Source organism: Pseudoalteromonas rubra, from assembly GCF_001482385.1.
In the GTDB taxonomy this organism is placed as follows: Bacteria; Pseudomonadota; Gammaproteobacteria; order Enterobacterales; family Alteromonadaceae; genus Pseudoalteromonas; species Pseudoalteromonas ardens.
Window position 1 is genome coordinate 1,079,050 of sequence record NZ_CP013611.1, and the last position, 20,770, is coordinate 1,099,819.

The window sequence follows — 20,770 nt, forward strand, 5'->3', positions numbered from 1 at the left end:
AAGTGCTAATACAATGTACCCATTAACGACTCAAATTGCAAAAATTGAGCTGTGTGACTCACCTATCGATATCTCCTCCTGGACACAAAAAAATACAATAGAAAACTAAAAAACAAGACTGATTAACAAGATACAATCAAAACCTTGATATGGAGAGTTTCTTACACAACGAAAAGTTGGACAAAATCCAGCCTGATCACATATTATTAAATTTATTCACATTTAATGACATTAGGCCATTAACTAAATCGTTATTTGTGGAAGGATCATAATAAAATATGAAGGAAACTAACATGAAAAAGCTTATTGCACTTACGACCCTGGCTGCCTGTCTGTTCTCGCTTAGCACCACAACGCAGGCAAGGGGCAGCAATCCCGGAGATTTCCGTTATTATCACTTCCAATGCCTGGACAGTAATCAGGTCCAACTTTGGTTCAGGATTTCACAGACCTATAATCCAACATTTGCCACCAGCTGTGAAAACGATGGTGGCAGACTCAAAGTCACCAAAGTGTTCTGGTAGACACCAAATAGGCTCCATTAAGCCATGATGGCCATAATTACTTCATTGGCCATTTTCAGCATAGTGCATATCCCAGCGGCGGAGAAATGATCTCACTTTTGCTTGCAATCACCAAAAAGTATCAATAGACTGTGCCCGTTCGAAAGACAAACGAACATTAATCACCCAATTTATATCAATCAACCGCAGAGGAGAAAAATATGACTAATACATCACGTTCCTTTGCAGGTCTTGTCCGCTAATTAGCTGAAAGCGACTAACTTCCTTTAGCTTTCTGACAAAACTATTACCCGGTCTCGCCATTATGAACAGGCGAGTAAATAGATCTGCCAATTCGTTTTACACTAAAAATTATAGTGCTCTTTTAAGAGCAAGGAATTGGTATTATGGGCAGATCCGTCCAACAAATTACACCCAACGTCAGCCTGATCGCGTCTGAAGAGACCTGGATTGAGGGTTTGGCAATTCAACAACTTAAAAAAACATCAGAGTTAGCTGGTATGCAGCAGGTTGCCGGTATGCCGGACCTACACCCGGGCAGAGGCTACCCGATTGGCGCGGCATTTTTTACCACAGATCAGATTTATCCTGCTCTGGTCGGCAACGATATCGGTTGTGGTATGTCGCTCTGGCAAACAGCAATGAAAACATCAAAAGTGCATCTGGACAAGCTGGTCAAAAAGTTTGCCCATGTTGAGTCTCCACTTGATGAAAGCTGGTGCGACTATGTTGCAGAGCGAAAACAAGCAAAGCAAATAGACAACAAGCAATTTGATCATGCTCTGGGCACAATTGGCGGAGGTAATCACTTCGCTGAATTTCAATCCATTGACAAGATCTACGACGAGACAACCATCAATGAATTAGGGCTGGACAAGCGCAGCTTGCAACTACTGGTGCATTCAGGCTCTCGGGGGCTTGGGCAATCAATTTTGGTCGAGCATGTATCCAGGTTCAATCACGCAGGGCTAGCTCACTCAGATAGCGCATTTGGAGCGTATCTGACCAGACATGATGAAGCACTGCGTTGGGCGGAGCTGAACCGTGAACTGATCGCACTGCGGTTTCTCGGGGCAATCCGTACCAAGGGCACGTGCGTACTGGATATAAACCACAATCTGATGTCACCCAAAACACTGGCTGGTGTTGAAGGCTGGTTACATCGTAAAGGGGCAACCCCAAGTGATAAAGGGTGCGTAATGATCCCAGGTTCGCGCGGTGATTACAGTTACCTGGTAAAACCCAAAAACACCACTGAGCCACATGTCAGCTTATATTCACTGGCCCATGGTGCCGGCAGAAAGTGGAAACGGGGCGAGTGTCAGGGGCGCCTGAGTCATAAATATAAGCGCGATGATTTATATCGCACTGAGCTCGGTAGCCGAGTGATCTGTGGCAACAAAGAGCTGCTTTATGATGAAGCGCCACAAGCGTACAAAAAGTGTGAAACCGTGATTGCTGATATGGAGGACGCAGGTCTCATTGACGTTGTTGCCCGCTTTAAACCGGTATTGACCTTTAAAACCAATGGAGACTGTAGCGGATGATTTTGTTGCAACTTTCTTCAGGACAAGGCCCGGCGGAATGCTGTCGGGCTGTCGCTTTGGCTGTGAGTCGTATCACGCGACAGTGTCACAAAACAGGTGTCGGGCTCACCGTGATTGACACGACCTTCTCCGGCAACAAAGAAGGATACAAATCCGTTTTGCTCAGATTGAATTCTGCAGATGGTGATACCATAGCGACACAACTCGCATACCAGTGGCAAGGCTCAATGCTGTGGGTATGTCAAAGCCCGTACCGGCCAAGGCATAAACGCAAAAACTGGTTTTTTAGCGGCACAGTTACAAAGCTAGATGAACATTCAATGAGTCAACAAATCACCTTTCAGCGCTGTCGGGCTTCGGGTGCAGGTGGCCAGCATGTCAACACCACAGATTCTGCTGTCAGGGCAACACATACCGAGACAGGGATCAGCGTCAGAGCCCAAAGTGAACGTAGTCAGCATGCCAATAAGCGGATCGCCATCGCCCTCATACACAACAAACTGGAAGCAATGAAATCCCAGCAACGACATGATCAGACCAAAATGCGCTGGCAGCAACACCAGACACTTGAAAGAGGTGCGCCAAAGCGCACCTTCACAGGTGAAGAGTTTAAGGAAAAACGATGACCAAATATCGTCTGGGATGCAACTAGTATCTGAAAGGATTTTAGAGAAATGATCTGTCAACTCGGATTACAATATGGCGCGCTGATCACAATTGTCGCATTTCAGCTGACAGAATCGGCGCTGCAAGCCAACAACAAAAACAGACTCCATACCGTGTCTGACGAGGTACTGAAATCACAGCTCGACAGGCTTCAGTGGCCGGCCAGAACTGAGGGGCATCGCATGTTGGTCATGGGCGACCTGGGGGTTGAACTAAGCAGGGCCGGGCGCTTTTAAATACCTATGCGCACAGCGTAATTACTATAAAAGGGGACTTAGCTATTTCCCCCCTATCAGGCTGCGCCTTACATAAACGCAATAAAGCGTGTTGGTTTATAAACACCACCACGCTTGTTGCAATCACATGTCGAATTTAGAGCTGTTTGTCATATTCAGAAATAATCGTGGTGTGCGTAACTGATGAATCGAAGTACCTTGCTTTGACCTTTAAATAATCTTCATCAGAGAAAAAACGCTCGGACGCCTCTTTACTTGGAAAGTGGATAGTGAAAACCCGGTTAATCAGTGCACTAGTCTCGGATTTGAGGACTTCACTGACGATAAAGTCGTATCCGAACCCACCATGATACTGACTTAATATAGGCTTCATTGCTGCCCTATACTGCGTATATACCGCATCATCCGATACGGCTAACCCGACTAAATATTCATACACCATAATCTTTCCTTTCTAATATAGGGGGTTGAGTTAAACTCAATCACGTTCTCAATTGCCCGGCAATTCACCACGCTGCCAGCTCCACCAAACCCTATTTTCGACATATCAATTGAACTGCAATCGCTTAAACGCCCTGACCACGAGGCCTTGGATTAATGCCTTTTAATTTAATGCGCAGACCAGTTGAGTAAAGTCGGACGGTCGCCACTACAAATGTCATCCGTGATACGCATAGCCACTGACTTATCAGCCATCCATATAGCCAGCAGTGCTGAATAATGTGTTATCCCTGGCTCTTTCGAAGTGTCAATCGCAACAACATTTCCTGGGTGTCCGCATCCTTTGGAGGTATGGGGTTTATCAATACTGATTGTAAATTGATTGCCATAAAATTCAATAATTTGAATTTTCGCACCACTGACCTGGCTTATTCCCGCTTGAGTAAACATGGAAGCCATCGCCAGCGCGCCCATCAGGAGATATTTTTTCATGATTCTGACCTATCCTCGTTATTTAGTCTTATAAAATTTCAGGTTGTTATCTACCTACTCTACACTCACGTTTATGCGCTTTGTCTTCGTAATATAAGCAGCACTTAATCCACTGATAAAACCAAAAATATGGCTTGAACTGCTAGTTTGTGCAGAGAAGTCAAAGAGGGTCGCTAAAAAACTGATGTTGGCGTAATAAGTGAGTATCAATAAAGCGATAAAACTCACAATACCCAGCACGTTGCGGTTAAATACGGCTGCGCCAAGCAGTAAACCAAAATAGCCCATAACCACACCCGATGCACCAATGTGATTACCTGAACCAGCAAAAAGCCAGACAAGCAACCCTGTCGCAACCACAATGAACAAGGTTACCCTTTTAAAGTTAGGCAACCTGGCAGCCAGATACCCACTGATGGACAAGCCTACCAGATTGCTCACCAAATGGCCCCAGCTACCATGGATAAAAGGCGCAGTAAACACACCGCTCAAATGGTTGATACTCAGTGGTATCACGCCAAAACGCCCTACAGGTAAGCCAAAGACACTGCCTAACAGGTGTACTGAGATCATCAGTATCATCGCGTAAACAACCCACATAAAATTGGGCGGTAAAATCAATGCGCGCTTGCTCATTTATCTCCTCATTGTTTTAGTCGCAGATTTCTAAATCTGAGGCAAAAAAATAGCGCCATACGGCGCTATTTTTCTTTTACTTTCAATTAAAAAGGCATTTTGAAGCCCGGAGGCATCTGCATGCCACCGGTGACTTCTGACATGCGTTTTTGCGACTCTTCACCTACGCGACGCACAGCGTCATTGACCGCTGCTGCTAGCAAGTCTTCGATCATGTCTTTGTCATCTTCCATCAGGCTTTCGTCGATTTCTACACGGCGCACGTTGTGGCTACCAAGCATAGTGACTTTAACCAGGCCAGCACCGGCTTCGCCAACAACTTCAAGGTTTTTAATCTCTTCCTGGGCTTTTTCCATGCGCTCTTGCATTTGCTGCGCCTGCTTCATGATATTGCCCATTCCACCTTTAAACATACTCTGCTCTCTTACACTTCAAAAATTAAAATTCTATGGGATACAAGATAAGGGCTTACTCTCGCAATTACAATGCCCTTACCGATTTTTCATCGACCAAGGCCTCAAACTCACGGGCAAAGGCCTGGATCACGGGGTCATGATTAACCGCATCAACCGCCTGCAGGTATCTCTGCTGATCAATATCCTGCTGGATAAGAAATGGCGTGTTGTTCACTGCGTCAACAAATTCGATATTCAACTCGACCGGTGCATTTAGTCGCTCAGTCAGACTTTCATGCAGTTTTTCTCTGAGCATACTGGAATCCAGATGCTGCTGACTTTGCTCCACTTGTAATGTACAGTGCTGGTCCTGACGATTAAACATGGCATGCAGTGCAAACTGCCTTACCCGGCCACCGAGCTGCATTTGTTCAATCATCTGCGCCCAGTCATCTTTTTGATAAGCGAATTTAATATCGCTGATTGGACTGACAAAATTCTCTGGAGCAGGAATATCCAGTGTATTTTCCTGCGTTTCTTGCTCGCCTGGAGCTTGTGGTGCTAATTGCTCAAGCAGCTCAGGCGCCAGCTTACTTTCATCTTTTTTAAAGCGCTCAGCCATATCTGGCTTTTTAGCTTTACGGACCGGTGCAACAGGCTGAAAGCTTTGCTGAGGCATTGGCTCTTGCATCTGGGTTTCCGCAGGTCCACTTTGCACAGGCTCTGCTGACGTTGGCGGGAAATGTCTGCCTGATGCAACAGCGCCGGACTCAGGTCCAGCTCCCTGCTGTGGCTCAGACTTTTTTCCTTCGTCCTCTCCTCGCAATAACTTACCCGCCCCGGAAATTTGCCGGTTTTGTAATATTCGGGCAATGGCCGACTGCGCTTGCTGCTGCTTTTGTGCAAGTTGCTGAACCGGTGCATGCTCCGGTTGTTGACCTTGATCCAATGTCGGATCCGATTGCTGATGCGCTGCCTTTGGCTGAGACTGAGGCTCGCTCTGGTACTGCTCATACCCCTGAGATTCGGCCTGAGCCATAATGTCCTGGTATTGTTGCTCAATCGAGGCATCGCCCGGCATCGACTGAGGTGCTGAAGGAGGAGTCTGTTTCGGAGCTGCGCCTTCACCCTGAATAACTGGTGCCACTCGCTCTGGTATGGCCTGCGATACCGGAACTTGGTGCGCAGGGACATCCGCTTTGTGAGCAATAACTGGTACATCATTTTGTTGCACCTGTGCAGGCGGAGCACTCTGATGTGTCTGTGTTGCGCCTGACTGTGCAGCCACTTCCGCGTTCTGTTGCGGTGCGGGCTGCGGATCTGGCGTTACCGCCTGACTTTGCGTTGATGCACTAGGATGTTCAGGGGCAGATGCACTGGTTTGCGCCTGTGGACCACGTGGCTTCGTACTCAGCATATCTCTGAGTTTGCTGACCTTTCCAGGATCTTTTGCAGCTGAGGCAGGTACCGAACCAGTCGGCAGGCTAAAGTCAGCCTGTTCAAATGCCAGCAATCTCAACATGATCATTTCAAAGCCCAGCTTCGGCTCAGGCGCCCAGCTCAGATCTTTTTTTCCGGCCAACAATAACTGATACATAAACTGGGTGTTTTGCGGCGTTAATTGCTGCGCTAGCGTCTTCACTTGCTCAGCCTCAAACTGACCAAAATTAGCCGCCTGAGGAACCAACTGAGTTAACTGCACCAGATGCAGTAAGCTAATCAAATCATCCAGTACGCTGGTAAAATTACCATTTTTCAGTGCGATGTCCGCAACTTCCGCTAGTAAGGCTTCCCCGTCTTGTGACAGTACAGCTGCCATCAGTAATACCGCATGACTACTGTCCATCAGGCCCAGCATTTGCTGTACTGCGGGCAAACTCAACTGACCATTAGTTTGTGCAATCGCCTGATCGGTCAGGCTGAGCGCATCACGCATACTGCCGTCTGCGGCTTTAGCCAGTACTTCTAGCGCGGGCTCTTCAAAATTGACAGATTCCTGAGGCAAAATTTGCGACAGTTGCGTTACTATCTGGCTCTGTGCCATCGCATTGAGGTTAAACTGCAAACAACGCGATAAAATGGTGATCGGTAATTTTTGTGGATCTGTGGTCGCCAACAGAAACTTAACGTGCTCCGGTGGCTCTTCCAGAGTTTTAAGCAAAGCATTAAAGCTATGCTTGGACAACATGTGCACTTCATCGATGAGATACACTTTGTAGCGACCGCGAGTTGGCGCATATTGCACGTTGTCCAGAATTTCTCTCGTGTCTTCAACTTTTGTGCGCGATGCAGCATCTATCTCGATGAGATCAATGAACTTACCGGCTTCGATCTCTTCACACGCACTACATTGACCACACGGGGTGGAGGTGATCCCCACCTCACAATTCAGGCTCTTAGCGAAGATCCTGGCAATGGTCGTTTTACCCACTCCGCGAGTACCTGTGAACAGATAGGCATGATGCAAACGTTGCTCATTCAATGCATTTATGAGCGCCTGTTTAACATGCTCCTGCCCCATCATCTCGTGGAACGACTGTGGGCGCCATTTACGCGCCAGAACCTGATAACTCATCGTGCGTTACTCGCCGTCAAACTCGACCAGTTTAAGCACTTTAATGCCCATGTCTGTAACACGCTTCTCACCGCCCAGTTCTGGCAATGAGATGACAAAAGCGGCATCGGTTGCTTTACCACCAAGGCGCTCAACCAGTTTAGCGGTTGCTTCAATGGTACCACCAGTTGCCAGTAAATCATCAACCAACAGAACTTTATCGCCCTGCTCTACAGCATCAGTATGCAGCTCTAACACATCTTCACCATACTCAAGCTGATAAGATTGGCTAATCACTTCACGTGGTAACTTACCTGGCTTACGTACCGGAATAAACGGCAAACCCAGTTCATAAGCTAAAGGCGCACCAAAGATAAAGCCACGAGACTCAGTACCAATGATTTTGGTGAATCCCTGATCTTTGTATGCTGCAACCAGGCAATCCATCGTTGCTTTAAAAGCTGCCGGATTAGCCAACAAGGTTGTGACATCACGGAACATGATCCCTTCTTTCGGATAGTTAGGAACCGTTGCGATGCTGTCTTTAATCAGTGACAAATTTGCTTGTGTCATAATTGAATGCTTAATAAGTTTTAATATCAAAGAGCTCGATTATAACAAGAAAGCATTCACATGAAATGCCAGGAGGCAGGATTTTGCGATAAATTCACAATCTTCGGATAGAAAAAAACCACCCAATCGACAGGTGGCTTTTTAACTCTAGGTTCTATGTAGCGATTAAGCGCTCAGTGCAGTCGCCCAGCCTAGAATTGCATTCAGGCAACCAATGCCAGCAAATACAGCGATAAAAGCCAGGAAATACTTCGCGTTGAACGGATCTTTGAAATCACCTTTAGACATATTACACCTTTATTTATTAAGCGCTGGGTGAGCAAACAGCCTAAAGTGGACAAAACTGTCCAGAGTCAGCCGCTTGTCCTGCACTCAGCATAAGCACGACAAAACGGCGCCCATAATAATCGAACTTAACAAGCTGATAAAGGGGAATTATGCTTTTTTATCGACCAATATGCCAAGGCGAACAAACTGACTAAGCGTCTGGATTGCGCCATTAATCAGGGTCTCTTCGTCAAATTGGCTAAATTGCTCGGCCAGATGTGCAGCCAACCCACCTATGGTTATCCCGGGGTTGACAACAATATTTTGGACCAACAATGCCGTCATCGGGTTAGTTTCGATAAATTGTACGTCAAATGCTCTGTCGCGATAAACAATAAAACAATGAGGGCCTGAGGTGCTCTGGGGCTGATAGTCACAAGTTATCTGATGCACAGGATACTGATAACTTACACTGCGCGCAGCCTGTGCCAGATACAGCCCCGACTGCTCAGACAAAGGCAGCGGTATTGGCAACTCTGCTTCGGCTTCCTGCACAATCGCAACTTCCAATTCGGTCCATTCATAATGGGCCAGTTCGAGCATAAAAGGCGGATCCGCAGGTGTAGATGTATACCCTTCTTGCAAAAAGCCCAAAAATTCCCGGCTAATATCCAAAAAGTAAGGAGACAGGCAATCGTGTTGACTAAAAAACGCCCGTACCAAAGTTAGCCAGGCTTGTTCATCATAGAGGCTTTTCAGCACCGGAAATGTAGAGGCGACAAATCCTTCAATATTATTGAAAAATAGCTCGCGATAAACTTGCATGCGCCTGTCTTCAATGTCTTTCGGCGCAGGGTTTTTGCCAGGGTTCTTAATGTGAGCCATAAAATCGGCCTGGATTTGCTGAAATGACATCAGGCGATCCCTCTATGTGATTTATCCAGACGCTGTAAGGCATGGATCTGATCCACCTCATCCAATAACTGAGGCATAGGGGGAATATTGAAGTCTCGTTCAAGCAAAGTCGGAAACACACCATGTATGCGATACGCCTCCTGCAATAGCTGCCAGACAGGGTCGCACACTGCATCGCCATGCGTATCGACGAGCAGATCCTCTGCCTCAACATAATGACCGGCAATGTGGCCATATGCAATCCGCTCACTGGGCATCGCAGCTAGAAATGCGCTGGCATCATAACCATGATTAATTGAGTTAACGTAAATATTGTTCACATCCAGCAGCAAATCACAATCAGCTTCTTCCAATACCGCCAGGGTAAAATCCAACTCTGATAATTGCTGACCAGGTGCTGCGTAATAGGAGACGTTTTCTACCGCGATACGACGCTCCAGGCGTGCTTGCGCTTCCCGGATCCGTGCAGCGGTATGCATGACGGCTTCTTCAGTAAAAGGGATCGGCATCAAATCATACATGTGTCCGTCCCCTGAACAATAGCTCAAGTGTTCGCTGTAGCAGCGTATGTTATGTTGGCTAAAAAAAGACTTCAGATCACTGACAAACTCGGTATCTAGCGGTGCCGGTGATCCAAGTGATAATGATAAACCATGACAGACAAATGGGTGCCGGGCCGTTAACTCTGAAAACTGAGCAGCGTATTTGCCACCGAGCGTCATCCAGTTTTCTGGTGCGACTTCGTAATAGTCTACCTGCTGAGGCGGCGTAGCCAGAATCTCATCCAGCATTTCACGCCTCAGGCCCATACCCACCATACCAAACGGTTTATTCATTATCACTCCTTAGCCTGATCACAAATTATGCGTGGCCACCGCATTTGCCTTCACCACACTTACCTTCTTTTTTGGTTTTGCCACCACATTTACCTTCGCCGCATTTGCCTTCTTTTTTACCTTTGGCATCGCCGCCACATTTGCCTTCACCGCATTTGCCTTCTTTTTTGCCTTTGGCATCGCCGCCACATTTACCTTCGCCGCACTTGCCTTCTTTTTTACCTTTGGCATCGCCGCCACATTTACCTTCGCCGCATTTGCCTTCTTTTTTACCTTTAGCATCACCGCCACATTTACCTTCGCCGCATTTGCCTTCACCTGCGTCTAACTGATAACCAGCTGTCATCTGCTCAAAGCTAAATGGATTAGCAGCAGCCTCTGGTGCGCTGAATGTAGCCGCAGTAACGACAGCAGCACCTAATGTCATTGCAAGTGTGTTAGTTTTCTTTACTGATTTCATGTTGTTCTCTCTCAATCGGTAGCAATAAAAAATGGATGATTCGCTTAGTAGACCACGGACTGAAGATATTTATTTCAGTATTTGAGAAATTTTTATCTCCATTTCCCTATTAATAATCTGCTCCTCTCGTATAGAATAGCGCGAATTTTTTCTGGTGCGGTAATAATGAAACTATTTTTGGCCCCGATGGAGGGCGTTGTCGATTTCAAAATGCGCGAACTACTCACTGATCTCGGTGGGTTCGATATGTGTGTCACTGAGTTTATTCGTGTTGTAGACCTGACACTGCCGCGCCGTGTCTTTGTCCGTTACTGTCCTGAACTCCTCAATGGCGGTTTAACCCGCGCAGGCACGCCTGTGCGCATTCAGCTGCTTGGCCAGGTGCCCCATGCATTGGCCGCGAATGCCAGAAAAGCCGTAAAGCTAGGCTCTCACGGTGTTGATCTTAATTTTGGGTGTCCGGCTAAAACGGTCAACAAGAGTAAAGGTGGCGCAGTACTGCTCAAAGCGCCTGAGCAAATATATCAGATCATTCGCGCTGTTCGCGAAGCGGTACCGCACGAGCATGAAGTCAGTGCCAAAATTCGACTCGGCTTTGACGACGATGCAAACAGCACCGAAATTGTCGACGCCGTGCAAAGCGCAGGCGCATCCAGTCTGGTGATCCACGCCCGCACCAAACGGGATGGCTATAAGCCACCGGCCTACTGGGAAAAAATTCCTCCGCTGTTAGAGCGACTGACAATTCCTGTTGTTGCCAATGGCGAAATATGGCAGGTAGAAGACGCCATGCGTTGCCAGCAGCGCAGCGCCTGCGACAATCTGATGTTAGGCCGCGGCGCCCTGGCAACACCGGATCTAGCCGCCAAGATAAAAGCACACGTCGAAGGACGAGACTACCGTCCACTTGAGTGGCAGGAAGTGGTTTACCACATATTGCATTCCTCAATGCATCAGGACCCTGAGGTGGGTGAAAAGTACTTTTCCTCACGCACCAAACAGTGGCTAGGTTACTTAAAGTTACAGTATCCTCAGGCTCATACCTTATTCGATGAAATAAAACGTCTGAAAAGCAAAGATGACGTGGTATCCGTGCTGGATAAATACGCAAAGTCCCCGCTGCTTGATTCAAATCATAACAATGAGCCGACTGCCTAATAGATAATGGATGCTCAGAAAAGGAGAAGAGCGCCATGAATGAGAATTTAAAGAATCACTATCAGGTAAAACTGCAGGCTGAGCTCGACCAGATCCGACACGAGTTTCTTGCGGATTTGAAGCAAGCCAGTAACCATGCGACCGAGGCGTTGATCAGCACACTACAGTCAGCGCCACCACACGAATGGGTCGATATCGCGACTGACAGGATCTGTCCGGGTCAATTTCCGAACTTTGAACGCCTGGTCAAAGTAGAAGCCGCGATTTGCCAGATGGACATAGGCCAGTTTGGCTACTGCTGCGACTGTGAGAAAAAAATTGAAGACACCCTGCTCGCTGTTGACCCAGCCGCACAAAGGTGCCTTGAGTGCCTGGCTAAGCAGAAGTAATTTGGTTTAACAGCGCAAAGCTGGTTGCAGGAAAGAAAAGGATATTCTTTAACACAACAAAGGCCTGGTCTTCATTCAGCGCTAACCTAGATTGCAGTGCCAACAGTGCTTGCTTTTGCGACCAAGCAAAGTAATGAACCCCCAAATCCACTTCCATCATGACTGTGGCGAATTGAAGTTCGCCTTTAGTCCACTTGGTGTCACATTGACTGGCAGTTTGGCGCAAAGATACGAATTGGTCCCGCCAGTTTAAACCCGCAGCTTTATCGCACTTAGCCAGCAACTGATGTACCAAAGGTTCACTGGTCTTGTAATTCAACTGTACCATAACGTCCCTGGTATTACTTGTGACACTCTGTAATTCACTCAACAAGGATTCAGGCGCATTAACAGTGCCACTATAGAAATTGAGCTTGCTCTGATACCACTCTTTACCGTTCGGCAGCTGGTACATACCCAGTGACGATCTGACCCGATAACTTTCCAAATACTTCATCAGCTGCCGCGCAGCTTGTGATTGTCTGGTTACCTCAGGCGTAAGATGTTCAAGTAACTGATTTCTTTCTAACCGGTTAAGGACTATTTTACTTTCCCGGGCTTCGTTAAGACGTGACTCTACATATCCGTACCAGGTATCCAATTGAGAAGACGACACACCTTGCAATTTTGCAACCTTGGGGAGATTAATATGTACCGGCCAGGGTAAAAAGCGTTCAGGGTATCTCTGCTGTATGCTCAGATACTGAGCTTCCTGCACCGCCACTTCCCCGAAGCTAGTCAGATCTGCGCGCAACAAAAGATCGTGACGTTTTCTCAAATAAAGTTCAGTAAAAGGCAATCCGGCAAACTCATTCTCAGCCAAGACCTGTAACTGACTTGTTGATGAAAACCAATTAAGTTGTTTGAGCTGCGCAGACAACTCTGTGTAAGGGAGGTTTACTTGCGGTTCAGTACAGCCGCTCATCATAGTCAACAGCACAAGTGCTGAGGACACATAACGCCGAGAGGTTTTCATGTCGGTTTATCCACTTTGTTTCACGTTGCAGATATGCACTAGGCACAGCTGATCCCAATCGGGTTAGATTATAACAAAGATAAGGAGAGGTTTTAGTACTTAAATCAGTGTACTAAGGTCGAGAATAGCACTGTTGATGACAGCGTTAGGTGAGCTGGGGCTATAAAAGCAAAAAGCCCCTTGCGGGGCTTTTTCGACTTAAAGGCTGATGCCTTTACGCTGTGCTTTCTCTTTGATGAAAGAGGCCCAGCTGCGAGCAAATTTGCGTGTTCTAGGATCTTCCTGAGCCTTAACAATCGCAGTATATGCTTGCTTATACTTTTCCTGATAGAGGTAAGCTTCCGCTAAGTCTGAGTAGATTGTACCTTTTTTCTTAGAACCCAGTTCCAGCGCTTTGTTCAAACGAACAACGGCTGCGTTGTACTGTTGGTCCTGAAGTAACAAACTACCGGCTTTACGGTATAATTCAGCATCTTCGTCGAACTTTGCAGCTTCTTCATAGTACTTAGCAGCATCACTGATGTGCTTAGCCTGATGGTAGTAGCTGGCAATTGCCGTTACGTTTTGCTTAGTGCGCTTAACCTTCTCCTCTTTGACCGACTTTTCCATCACCTTGGCGGCTTTGTATGGAATTTCGTTCAATGAGTAGTAGCTGCTCAGAATTTTATAATGGTTTTCTTTTTCAAAATAACCATTCTTATAAGCCACTTCCATCACGGTCTGACCTTTTTTATAGTCTTCCGTTTGCATATAGAAGGAGCCCAACTGAGTCCACATTTTCGGGTCTTCAGGGAATAATTTCACCAGCTCTTCAGCCACCTTTACGGCGTTTTTAAACTGCTTAAGCTCAAAGTAAGAACCAATTTTAAGCATGTAGAATGACTTATTCGGTTCTTCTTTGTTTAACGCAATTGCCTGGTCCGCAGGCTCAATCACATCTCTGAACTGCTTGAGTTCATAGTTTGCTTGAGCAATACGGCCATACACTTTAGCGTCTTGTTCGCCAGTGAAATCCATCCAGTCGTAGTAAGCTTTCTTGGCACCGTCGTACTGCTCAGTACCAATCAGAAGGTCACCCAACAACTTGATAAGATCGCCCTGATCTTTAAAGTTCAACACATCTGGTGCAATCGCCTGACGGATGTACTTAATTGCTGTTTGATACTCTTCTTTCTGAGCATACAAGTTACCCAGGTAACGGTTTACCGTAGCGCGGTCGAAATCATCAGACGCGTCGATCTCAAGCAATAATGCAATTGCTTCATCAACTTTGTCTTCGTTATATAAATCAAACGCTTTGATAACCTTTTTACCTACTCGCTCACCCATAACCTTGGTTTTGGCATTTTTACGCGCTTCGATCTTTGCAGGATCTGGAGCGGCAAACGCGGCAGTGCTTAAAGCACCGCCAGCCAAAGACATCATCAGAGCAAGAGCTGTTGCTTTAGACATTTGCTTCATACCTTACTCCTATTAGTCTTGGTTAAGTTTAAAGTCGAGTTGTACAGTAATACCTGGTTGTTTCTGAGGCTTACCATCAACGATTTTAGGTCTGTACTTCCATTTGCGAAGCGCACGTTTTGCTTCACGGTTGAAAATACGCTTTGGTTCAGCATCGATGATCTCAATGTCATCTACACCGCCCAGCTCATTGATAGTAAAGCGCAGCTGTACCCAGCCCTCTTTACCATCACGCGCTGCTTGAGGCGGATACTTAGGTTCGATACGAACGATAGGTGTTGCTTCACCGTCACGACCGAAATCACCAGGACCACTTAAACCACCAGCTGTGCCACCGATGTCGATGCTAGGCATGTTAAAGCCAATTGCACCTGCATTTGGGTTAGCATTCTCAGGCTGAGGCGGCTGCGGTTTAGGCGGCTGCTTTGGCGGTGGAGGAGGTGGAGGCGGTACACGCTTCCTCTCCTGCACATCTGATTCAGGCGGATTCGACATAATCTCGACTATGATCTCTTCCTTCTTGTTATCAGCCCTATCCGCTCCTCCTGAGATTAGATAGGACATAAAGAAGAATAAGCCGAAGGTTACTGCCCCACCTGCAAGAAGTGAAAACAGAAATCGAATCATCACTTAGCTCCAGCTATTGAAATCTTCAAGGCGTCGTCAGTTGCCTTAATCTGGTCCATTACCTTAACAACTACACCGTGTTTCGCGCCTTTATCCGCCTGGATAATAACGGTCTCGGTTTGTTGCTCAGCTAACAGATTTTCAAGGTTCGCACTTACACGCTCAACATCAACCTGACGCTTGTCCATCCAGATCTCACCGTTTTCACGGATAGCGATAAAGATGTTCGCATTCTTAGTTTGTTGTGCCTGCGCAGCTTTTGGCTTTTTAACTTCAATACCGGCCTCTTTAACAAAAGAGGTAGTAACGATGAAGAAGATCAACATGATGAATACGATGTCAAGCATCGGGGTCATGTCTACTGCTGCTTCTTCTTCCTCACGAAAACGTTGTTTACGTGCCATAATAAAATCTCTCTCTAGTGATGTGGCAAGCTATCAATTAGTTTTTCTTTAGCCATCTTAGCTCTCGCTTCAAGACGGGTGCTAAAGAATACACCTGATAGTGCCGCAACCATTCCAGCCATTGTTGGTATCGTTGCCATTGAGATGCCTGAGGCCATCAATCGAGGGTTACCTGTACCTTGTGTAGCCATGGTTTCGAATACCGAAATCATACCTGTTACTGTACCGAGTAGACCGATTAACGGACACATTGCAACCAATGTTTTGATAATCAACATGCGCTCATCTAATTTTTCAGACGCTTCAGAAATCCATGCATCGCGGATTCTGTGTGCGTACCAAGATGTAGTATCTTGGCGGGCATCCCATCTGCTTACAATCCCCTTTTTAATTTTAGGAAATTCAGCCAATAGGAACCAATAGCGCTCAATCATTAATACCCACATTAGAAAGAGTGCTATCGCGACCACGTATAATACATCGCCGCCTGTAGCAACAAAATCCCTGATAGATTCCCACGTCTCCACCAGGACTAGCATTATGCTCTCTCCTTCTCCGCGTGCGCAGCAACGATACCCGCGCTTTGCTCGTCAAGAATGTGTAGGATAGATTTACTACGACCCGCAACGATAGCGTGAAGTAGGATTAACGGTAGCGCAGCAATTAGACCAAGCGCAGTAGTAACAAGAGCTAGAGAGATGTTACCTGCCATGATCTTCGGATCACCAGTACCAAATAGTGTGATTGATTCGAACGTCAAGATCATACCAACAACCGTACCTAGTAGACCTAGTAGCGGTGCGATAGCTGCAAGGATCTTGATGATGTTGATACCAGCTTCGATGCGAGGCGTTTCACGTAGAATTGCTTCGTCAAGTTTAAGCTCAAGGTTTTCAACGTCTTGGTTCTTGTTGTCATGATACACTTTCAAGATACGACCCAGTGGGTTGCTGTCACTTGGGTTGTTAGCGTTCTTGATTTGCGCCTTGATCTTCGCACCAACCAGCATTAGGTCTAGGAAACGAACAACTGCGATTAACGCACCAAGAGCCAACAATGCAGTGATGATGTAACCTACTGTGTCACCCTGGTGCCAACGTTCTTCAACAGTTGCACGCTGAGTGTTCAGACGTAGGATAGCACCACGCGTTGGGTCAACAACGAAAGGTGTGTACTGGTTAGCAGACGTGCTCAGAAGATCAGCAACAGTTGCCAGAACGTCTGAAGAAGGTTGCTTACCTAAAGGTACGATTTGTTTGTTTTCTGCATCGTAAACAACGTAGCCGTCTTTAGTTACCAGGTTGAAGTTACCAACACGCGTTACTTGTTTAACATTGATGTCGCCGCTTAGTTCTGCTACTTCAGATTCGAACGTAGAGATCTTTGCAGACTCAGTCATTTCAGTTTGGAAAGCAATCCAAAGCTCTTCCAACTCGCGAGTAGTTGGTAGTTCTTTAGCAGCTGCCAGTGAACGAAGTACTTCTGAACGTCCAGGCTTTTCAGCACTGATGATTGACGCTTCGATAGCACCGATTGCTTCAGCAGCGTTACGACGTACCACACCGAACATCTCACCCAGGGTACCCTGCGCGTTAAGTAGTTCAGTTTCTTTTTCAGCAAGTGTTACTTCGTTTTGCTTGAATTCCTTGTTAAGACGCTCACCACGTGCTTTTTCAGCAGCAAGGTCACGCTTAGCTTTGTTCAGCAAAGCTTGCTTGTCAGCACGATCTGACAGGAACTCTTGTTCGCGAGCTTTGTTGATTTTACCTTCAGAGATACGGTTCTGCTTTACTTGCTCAAGGATTTTATCCAGAGACTCAGTGCTTGCATGTGCGTTCAACGCGCCACCAGCAGAAACTGTTAATGCTGCAGCAACGGCAAAACCTTTAAATAGTTTCTTCATGTTTTATTACTCCGCGCCGAAAATAGGTAGTTTAACTAGTTCTGGGGCAGCCTGACCACGTGCGATACGGATCATGTCTTTGATAGGCTTCAGATATTCTTCACCTAACTGATCCCACTGCTTGCTGCTGGTGTTCCAAACCCACGCTTGCTTCTGGTCAAAAGACTGAGCAACAAATGCGATACGGCCTAGACGGGCGAAGTCAACATTGATGTTTTTACCGTTGATCTCAAGAGAACCTTGAGAAGCAACCATTGCTGAACCATAGTTGGTTTCAATGCTGTATGCTTCAAGTACCTGACGATATTTTTCAGACGTCGTTACTTTTGCATTAGTAAGTGTCTCACGTAATCTCTCAATACGCTCTAGACGCTTTTCAGTATCAAACGGCACGTCCGCTTTGATGAATTGCTCGAGTGTATCAATCATGCGATACATCAAAGGCACAACGTCTTGCTTAGTTTTATCAACCGTCGCGATCTGACGTTCTAGAGATTCGATATTTGCATTTTGGTCTGCAACCAAACGTGCTACGTGGTCGTTGTAAACTTTCAGAAGTTCTGTTTCGTCAACAATTCCACGGTACTCAGCTACCATTTCGATAGTTTGACCGTAGATACCATCAATCTTGTCTTGAGACTTTTTAGCAGCCGTTTGAGTTTGCTGACCTACTTTTTGTATGTCATTCAAAGGATCTGCCATCACATTGCTGCTTGCAATTGCCGCTGCGCCAAAAAGCGCTGAAGCTACAAGGCTCTTTCTGATTTTAACAGACATAGTTCCCAACCAATTAAGTAATGTTACTTTTATAATTTTTGCACTCTCTTAGAGAGTACCCCGGATACTTTTAGCAGTATCAACCGTGCAATAATGCTAAATGCTATTGCCCATGTCAACTTCATGTTTAAAACAATTTTTGCTTGTCGCGATGAAATAAATTGAAAAAAAACATTGTATTAACAAGGAAACCAAGAATAAAAACCTTAAGCACTTATATTTCATACACAAAGCAACTTATTTTACATTTTATTACAGCTATTTAGCCCTAATCCATCGCTTTAATTTTGCACAAACCAGTAATTTATTTCGTTTTAAATATCAATGACCTAGGCATTTATTGAACACTTAACATTCACCTTTACGCAACAACAAAGACAGCAAGCGAGGAAGGCTTAGCCTGATAACTGTTCACACAATAACCTGCATTGTATTTCTATTTCCTGGATAAATTCTGCTACGTGTAAGCCGTCCATCAAAGCATGGTGCACTTCAATAGAGAATGGCAATTCACCTGTTTGTACATCAAAGCGTCCGAAAACACACTTTGGAATGCCAAGGTTATCTTTTGCGTTACGGGCATGACTAAAGCTACTGAAATCCAACCAAGGCAAAATGGATAAATAAAGCTGCTGAGGAGTTTCAGAAGTCGCCAAAAAGTGTTCACTAACCAAAGGCTGTTCCAGATACACATTTTTCTGCGCTACATTCTCTTTAATGTAGTCGTGGATATCATCACAAGCAACCAAAGGTACGAATCGAAAGCTTCTGTCTTCACGCAAAAATACGCAACTCATCTCAACTTGATCAACAACGCAAGGATAGCTGTTCATTATCCTGTAGCGAATAGGTTCGTAATTTTGACAAGCTTTACTTAGACAATACAAATAACTATAGGTAAAGGAGAGTTGCTGTTGCTTGCACAAGGTGTATAGCTTGCCCATCTTAAGGCGAGTAGTAATATTAAAATAAGGCTGTTCAAAGCCAAGATAAAAGTCAAAGTGGTCGGCTCTGGGCCAGTCTGAGGATGTGATTTTTTTCATAATTCAATACAGAGGGAGTAATCCCCCTCTATATTGATTGCATCAGCTCACGATTACAAACCGTTTGCGATGATCTCCTGTGCCAGCTCATCGGCGATCAGGTGAGTTGACTTTTGCTCAGCATCAGAACGAGCAAAGATTTCAGTCAGGGTGTCATAGATGCCTTCAACGTGCTTAGTTGCGGCTTCTTCGCTGTACCCTTCAGGTTTTGTCTCATAATATACATTGATGATACCACCCGCGTTAATGACATAATCAGGTGCATACAGCACACCCTTTTCACGCAAGATCTCACCATGTCTTGATTCTGCAAGCTGGTTGTTCGCACAGCCCGCAATTATGCTTGCCTTAATACGAGGGATAGTCTCATCGTTTACGGTTGCACCCAGTGCACACGGCGCATAAACATCCACATCCAGGTCGTAGATTTCATCAATGCTCACCGCAGTTGCACCAAAGTCGTTCACAACTTTATCAATCGATGCCTGATTAATATCGGTCACAAACAGCTGCGCACCCGCTTCGTGCAAGTATTTACACAAAGTGTAAGCAACTGCGCCTAGTCCCTGAACAGATACTTTCACACCAGACAGGTCTTGATGGCCATGTTTGTGTTGGTAAGCAGCCTTAATACCCAGGAACGTGCCCAATGCAGTGAAAGGCGACGGGTTACCACTTTTGCCTTCGAGACCCATTACATAATTGGTCTCTTTATGCATTGTCATTACATCACCCGTGGTAATGTTAACGTCTTCTGCTGAATAGTAACTACCACCGAGGCGTTCGAGGTGTTTGCCAAATGCTCTGAATAACGCTTCAGATTTGATTTTCTTAGCATCACCAATGATCACAGATTTACCACCACCAAAAGGCAAACGCGCTACGGCGTTTTTATAAGTCATGCCCTTCGAGAGACGTAAAACGTCATAGACTGCATCGGCATCATCTGCATAGTCCCACAGGCGACAACCGCCTACCGCAGGGCCAAGCTTAGTATTATGAACGGCAATGATTGCCTTCAAGCCCGATGCTTCATCAGAACAAAAAACTACTTGTTCGTGGTTATCAAATTCAACTTGGTTAAATACAGCCACTTTGTTTGTTCTCCGTTATAGACTGACTTTAAGTCAGATAGCGCTGAAATTGATCGAACTGTATCACTAACTCCCTAACCAATCCAGAATATGAGTTGATATTGACCTTAAAAGCGTTAAACCTGCCTTCATGATACATAAAATAGCCATATATTAGCTTGATTATGCAGTTAATTTAACTATATGAGTTTAATTCTTCACTATTTTCACGATTTTTAGAGGTTAATCTTTACGTAAACGTCAACATTATTGAATGTGTATGGTTATTTGTACGATAAGTAGAGATCTGATGAGATGAGAAAGCGCGTTCAGAAAAAGCAGATAGCTGTTTCACAGTGTGGCGTTTGAAAGCAGTTC

The 20,770-nt window shown here is 45.8% G+C and carries 25 protein-coding genes; 6 read left to right on the forward strand and 19 right to left on the reverse strand.

Going from position 1 to position 20,770, the window contains the following annotated elements; translation table 11 throughout:
* Positions 1–293 precede the first annotated feature (293 nt).
* The 4 genes from AT705_RS04780 (at position 294) to AT705_RS04795 (ending at position 2,973) form a co-directional block, all read left to right on the forward strand.
* Positions 294–524, forward strand: coding sequence for a hypothetical protein (locus tag AT705_RS04780; protein WP_049864941.1), 231 nt, complete (start codon positions 294–296; stop codon positions 522–524).
* Positions 525–910: 386 nt separating this feature from the next.
* Complete coding sequence (locus tag AT705_RS04785) at positions 911–2,071, forward strand: RNA ligase RtcB family protein (RefSeq protein WP_058795711.1); 1,161 nt, start codon at positions 911–913, stop codon at positions 2,069–2,071.
* On the forward strand, positions 2,068–2,697 hold the full coding sequence (gene prfH, locus AT705_RS04790) for a peptide chain release factor H (RefSeq protein ID WP_058795712.1): 630 nt from the start codon (positions 2,068–2,070) through the stop codon (positions 2,695–2,697). Before AT705_RS04785 ends, prfH begins: the two co-directional genes overlap by 4 nt.
* Before the next feature lie 48 nt (positions 2,698–2,745).
* Entirely contained in the window at positions 2,746–2,973 is a 228-nt protein-coding gene (locus AT705_RS04795) for a hypothetical protein (RefSeq protein WP_058795713.1), read from the forward strand.
* A 136-nt stretch (positions 2,974–3,109) separates the two neighbouring features.
* Here AT705_RS04795 and AT705_RS04800 read toward each other — a convergent pair whose 3' ends face one another.
* The 10 genes from AT705_RS04800 to AT705_RS04840 form a co-directional block, all read right to left on the reverse strand.
* Complete coding sequence (locus AT705_RS04800; RefSeq protein ID WP_058795714.1) at positions 3,110–3,415, reverse strand: DUF1330 domain-containing protein; 306 nt, start codon at positions 3,413–3,415, stop codon at positions 3,110–3,112.
* Positions 3,416–3,582: 167 nt separating this feature from the next.
* Positions 3,583–3,906 carry a hypothetical protein gene (locus AT705_RS04805; protein WP_058795715.1) on the reverse strand — a complete coding sequence of 108 codons (324 nt, stop codon included), beginning with the start codon at positions 3,904–3,906 and terminating at the stop codon, positions 3,583–3,585.
* Positions 3,907–3,960: 54 nt separating this feature from the next.
* Positions 3,961–4,542, reverse strand: a complete 582-nt coding sequence (locus AT705_RS04810; protein ID WP_058795716.1) for a rhomboid family intramembrane serine protease — start codon at positions 4,540–4,542, stop codon at positions 3,961–3,963.
* An 86-nt stretch (positions 4,543–4,628) separates the two neighbouring features.
* Positions 4,629–4,955, reverse strand: a complete 327-nt coding sequence (locus AT705_RS04815; protein ID WP_010381780.1) for a YbaB/EbfC family nucleoid-associated protein — start codon at positions 4,953–4,955, stop codon at positions 4,629–4,631.
* Between the two features lie 67 nt (positions 4,956–5,022).
* On the reverse strand, positions 5,023–7,512 hold the full coding sequence (gene dnaX, locus AT705_RS04820; protein WP_058795717.1) for a DNA polymerase III subunit gamma/tau: 2,490 nt from the start codon (positions 7,510–7,512) through the stop codon (positions 5,023–5,025).
* Positions 7,513–7,518: 6 nt separating this feature from the next.
* Positions 7,519–8,064, reverse strand: a complete 546-nt coding sequence (gene apt / locus AT705_RS04825; RefSeq protein WP_058795718.1) for an adenine phosphoribosyltransferase — start codon at positions 8,062–8,064, stop codon at positions 7,519–7,521.
* Between the two features lie 165 nt (positions 8,065–8,229).
* On the reverse strand, positions 8,230–8,352 hold the full coding sequence (locus AT705_RS25940) for a hypothetical protein (protein ID WP_010381788.1): 123 nt from the start codon (positions 8,350–8,352) through the stop codon (positions 8,230–8,232).
* A gap of 147 nt (positions 8,353–8,499) precedes the next feature.
* Complete coding sequence (locus AT705_RS04830; protein ID WP_058795719.1) at positions 8,500–9,246, reverse strand: HvfC family RiPP maturation protein; 747 nt, start codon at positions 9,244–9,246, stop codon at positions 8,500–8,502.
* Positions 9,246–10,082, reverse strand: a complete 837-nt coding sequence (locus tag AT705_RS04835; RefSeq protein ID WP_058795720.1) for an HvfB family MNIO-type RiPP peptide maturase — start codon at positions 10,080–10,082, stop codon at positions 9,246–9,248. Before AT705_RS04835 ends, AT705_RS04830 begins: the two co-directional genes overlap by 1 nt.
* 25 nt (positions 10,083–10,107) lie before the next feature.
* Positions 10,108–10,542 carry an HvfA family oxazolone/thioamide-modified RiPP metallophore gene (locus AT705_RS04840; RefSeq protein WP_010381799.1) on the reverse strand — a complete coding sequence of 145 codons (435 nt, stop codon included), beginning with the start codon at positions 10,540–10,542 and terminating at the stop codon, positions 10,108–10,110.
* A gap of 165 nt (positions 10,543–10,707) precedes the next feature.
* Between AT705_RS04840 and AT705_RS04845 the strand changes: the two genes are divergently transcribed.
* Positions 10,708–11,700 carry a tRNA-dihydrouridine synthase gene (locus AT705_RS04845; RefSeq protein WP_058795721.1) on the forward strand — a complete coding sequence of 331 codons (993 nt, stop codon included), beginning with the start codon at positions 10,708–10,710 and terminating at the stop codon, positions 11,698–11,700.
* Positions 11,701–11,735: 35 nt separating this feature from the next.
* Positions 11,736–12,089 (forward strand): TraR/DksA C4-type zinc finger protein, encoded by a 354-nt coding sequence (locus AT705_RS04850; RefSeq protein WP_058795722.1) that lies wholly within the window; start codon positions 11,736–11,738, stop codon positions 12,087–12,089.
* Here AT705_RS04850 and AT705_RS04855 read toward each other — a convergent pair.
* The 9 genes from AT705_RS04855 to AT705_RS04895 form a co-directional block, all read right to left on the reverse strand.
* Positions 12,076–13,104, reverse strand: coding sequence for a hypothetical protein (locus AT705_RS04855; RefSeq protein ID WP_058795723.1), 1,029 nt, complete (start codon positions 13,102–13,104; stop codon positions 12,076–12,078). The genes AT705_RS04850 and AT705_RS04855 overlap by 14 nt on opposite strands.
* 198 nt (positions 13,105–13,302) lie before the next feature.
* Positions 13,303–14,565 carry a tetratricopeptide repeat protein gene (locus AT705_RS04860; protein WP_058795724.1) on the reverse strand — a complete coding sequence of 421 codons (1,263 nt, stop codon included), beginning with the start codon at positions 14,563–14,565 and terminating at the stop codon, positions 13,303–13,305.
* Between the two features lie 12 nt (positions 14,566–14,577).
* Positions 14,578–15,192: an energy transducer TonB gene (locus AT705_RS04865; protein WP_021032687.1), complete on the reverse strand. Its 615-nt coding sequence runs from the start codon at positions 15,190–15,192 to the stop codon at positions 14,578–14,580.
* Positions 15,192–15,596 carry an ExbD/TolR family protein gene (locus AT705_RS04870; protein WP_010381814.1) on the reverse strand — a complete coding sequence of 135 codons (405 nt, stop codon included), beginning with the start codon at positions 15,594–15,596 and terminating at the stop codon, positions 15,192–15,194. The genes AT705_RS04865 and AT705_RS04870 overlap by 1 nt, the downstream gene beginning before the upstream one ends.
* Before the next feature lie 14 nt (positions 15,597–15,610).
* Positions 15,611–16,135, reverse strand: coding sequence for a MotA/TolQ/ExbB proton channel family protein (locus tag AT705_RS04875; RefSeq protein WP_010381817.1), 525 nt, complete (start codon positions 16,133–16,135; stop codon positions 15,611–15,613).
* On the reverse strand, positions 16,135–17,499 hold the full coding sequence (locus tag AT705_RS04880) for a MotA/TolQ/ExbB proton channel family protein (RefSeq protein WP_049865936.1): 1,365 nt from the start codon (positions 17,497–17,499) through the stop codon (positions 16,135–16,137). Before AT705_RS04880 ends, AT705_RS04875 begins: the two co-directional genes overlap by 1 nt.
* A 6-nt stretch (positions 17,500–17,505) precedes the next feature.
* The gene (locus AT705_RS04885; RefSeq protein ID WP_010381823.1) at positions 17,506–18,276 is read right to left on the reverse strand and encodes a DUF3450 domain-containing protein; all 771 of its coding nucleotides are present in this window, start codon (positions 18,274–18,276) and stop codon (positions 17,506–17,508) included.
* Between the two features lie 395 nt (positions 18,277–18,671).
* Positions 18,672–19,319, reverse strand: a complete 648-nt coding sequence (locus AT705_RS04890; RefSeq protein WP_058795725.1) for a CatA-like O-acetyltransferase — start codon at positions 19,317–19,319, stop codon at positions 18,672–18,674.
* A 53-nt stretch (positions 19,320–19,372) separates the two neighbouring features.
* Positions 19,373–20,413, reverse strand: a complete 1,041-nt coding sequence (locus AT705_RS04895; protein ID WP_058795726.1) for a Leu/Phe/Val dehydrogenase — start codon at positions 20,411–20,413, stop codon at positions 19,373–19,375.
* Between the last annotated feature and the right edge of the window lie 357 nt (positions 20,414–20,770).

Bases quoted from the DNA above. Each gene is read 5' to 3' on its own strand.
- AT705_RS04780 (WP_049864941.1), top strand. From the start codon at position 294: ATGAAAAAGCTTATTGCACTTACGACCCTGGCTGCCTGTCTGTTCTCG.
- AT705_RS04785 (WP_058795711.1), top strand. From the start codon at position 911: ATGGGCAGATCCGTCCAACAAATTACACCCAACGTCAGCCTGATCGCG.
- prfH (WP_058795712.1), top strand. From the start codon at position 2,068: ATGATTTTGTTGCAACTTTCTTCAGGACAAGGCCCGGCGGAATGCTGT.
- AT705_RS04795 (WP_058795713.1), top strand. From the start codon at position 2,746: ATGATCTGTCAACTCGGATTACAATATGGCGCGCTGATCACAATTGTC.
- AT705_RS04800 (WP_058795714.1), bottom strand. From the start codon at position 3,415: ATGGTGTATGAATATTTAGTCGGGTTAGCCGTATCGGATGATGCGGTA.
- AT705_RS04805 (WP_058795715.1), bottom strand. From the start codon at position 3,906: ATGAAAAAATATCTCCTGATGGGCGCGCTGGCGATGGCTTCCATGTTT.
- AT705_RS04810 (WP_058795716.1), bottom strand. From the start codon at position 4,542: ATGAGCAAGCGCGCATTGATTTTACCGCCCAATTTTATGTGGGTTGTT.
- AT705_RS04815 (WP_010381780.1), bottom strand. From the start codon at position 4,955: ATGTTTAAAGGTGGAATGGGCAATATCATGAAGCAGGCGCAGCAAATG.
- dnaX (WP_058795717.1), bottom strand. From the start codon at position 7,512: ATGAGTTATCAGGTTCTGGCGCGTAAATGGCGCCCACAGTCGTTCCAC.
- apt (WP_058795718.1), bottom strand. From the start codon at position 8,064: ATGACACAAGCAAATTTGTCACTGATTAAAGACAGCATCGCAACGGTT.
- AT705_RS25940 (WP_010381788.1), bottom strand. From the start codon at position 8,352: ATGTCTAAAGGTGATTTCAAAGATCCGTTCAACGCGAAGTATTTCCTG.
- AT705_RS04830 (WP_058795719.1), bottom strand. From the start codon at position 9,246: ATGTCATTTCAGCAAATCCAGGCCGATTTTATGGCTCACATTAAGAAC.
- AT705_RS04835 (WP_058795720.1), bottom strand. From the start codon at position 10,082: ATGAATAAACCGTTTGGTATGGTGGGTATGGGCCTGAGGCGTGAAATG.
- AT705_RS04840 (WP_010381799.1), bottom strand. From the start codon at position 10,542: ATGAAATCAGTAAAGAAAACTAACACACTTGCAATGACATTAGGTGCT.
- AT705_RS04845 (WP_058795721.1), top strand. From the start codon at position 10,708: ATGAAACTATTTTTGGCCCCGATGGAGGGCGTTGTCGATTTCAAAATG.
- AT705_RS04850 (WP_058795722.1), top strand. From the start codon at position 11,736: ATGAATGAGAATTTAAAGAATCACTATCAGGTAAAACTGCAGGCTGAG.
- AT705_RS04855 (WP_058795723.1), bottom strand. From the start codon at position 13,104: ATGAAAACCTCTCGGCGTTATGTGTCCTCAGCACTTGTGCTGTTGACT.
- AT705_RS04860 (WP_058795724.1), bottom strand. From the start codon at position 14,565: ATGAAGCAAATGTCTAAAGCAACAGCTCTTGCTCTGATGATGTCTTTG.
- AT705_RS04865 (WP_021032687.1), bottom strand. From the start codon at position 15,192: ATGATTCGATTTCTGTTTTCACTTCTTGCAGGTGGGGCAGTAACCTTC.
- AT705_RS04870 (WP_010381814.1), bottom strand. From the start codon at position 15,596: ATGGCACGTAAACAACGTTTTCGTGAGGAAGAAGAAGCAGCAGTAGAC.
- AT705_RS04875 (WP_010381817.1), bottom strand. From the start codon at position 16,135: ATGCTAGTCCTGGTGGAGACGTGGGAATCTATCAGGGATTTTGTTGCT.
- AT705_RS04880 (WP_049865936.1), bottom strand. From the start codon at position 17,499: ATGAAGAAACTATTTAAAGGTTTTGCCGTTGCTGCAGCATTAACAGTT.
- AT705_RS04885 (WP_010381823.1), bottom strand. From the start codon at position 18,276: ATGTCTGTTAAAATCAGAAAGAGCCTTGTAGCTTCAGCGCTTTTTGGC.
- AT705_RS04890 (WP_058795725.1), bottom strand. From the start codon at position 19,319: ATGAAAAAAATCACATCCTCAGACTGGCCCAGAGCCGACCACTTTGAC.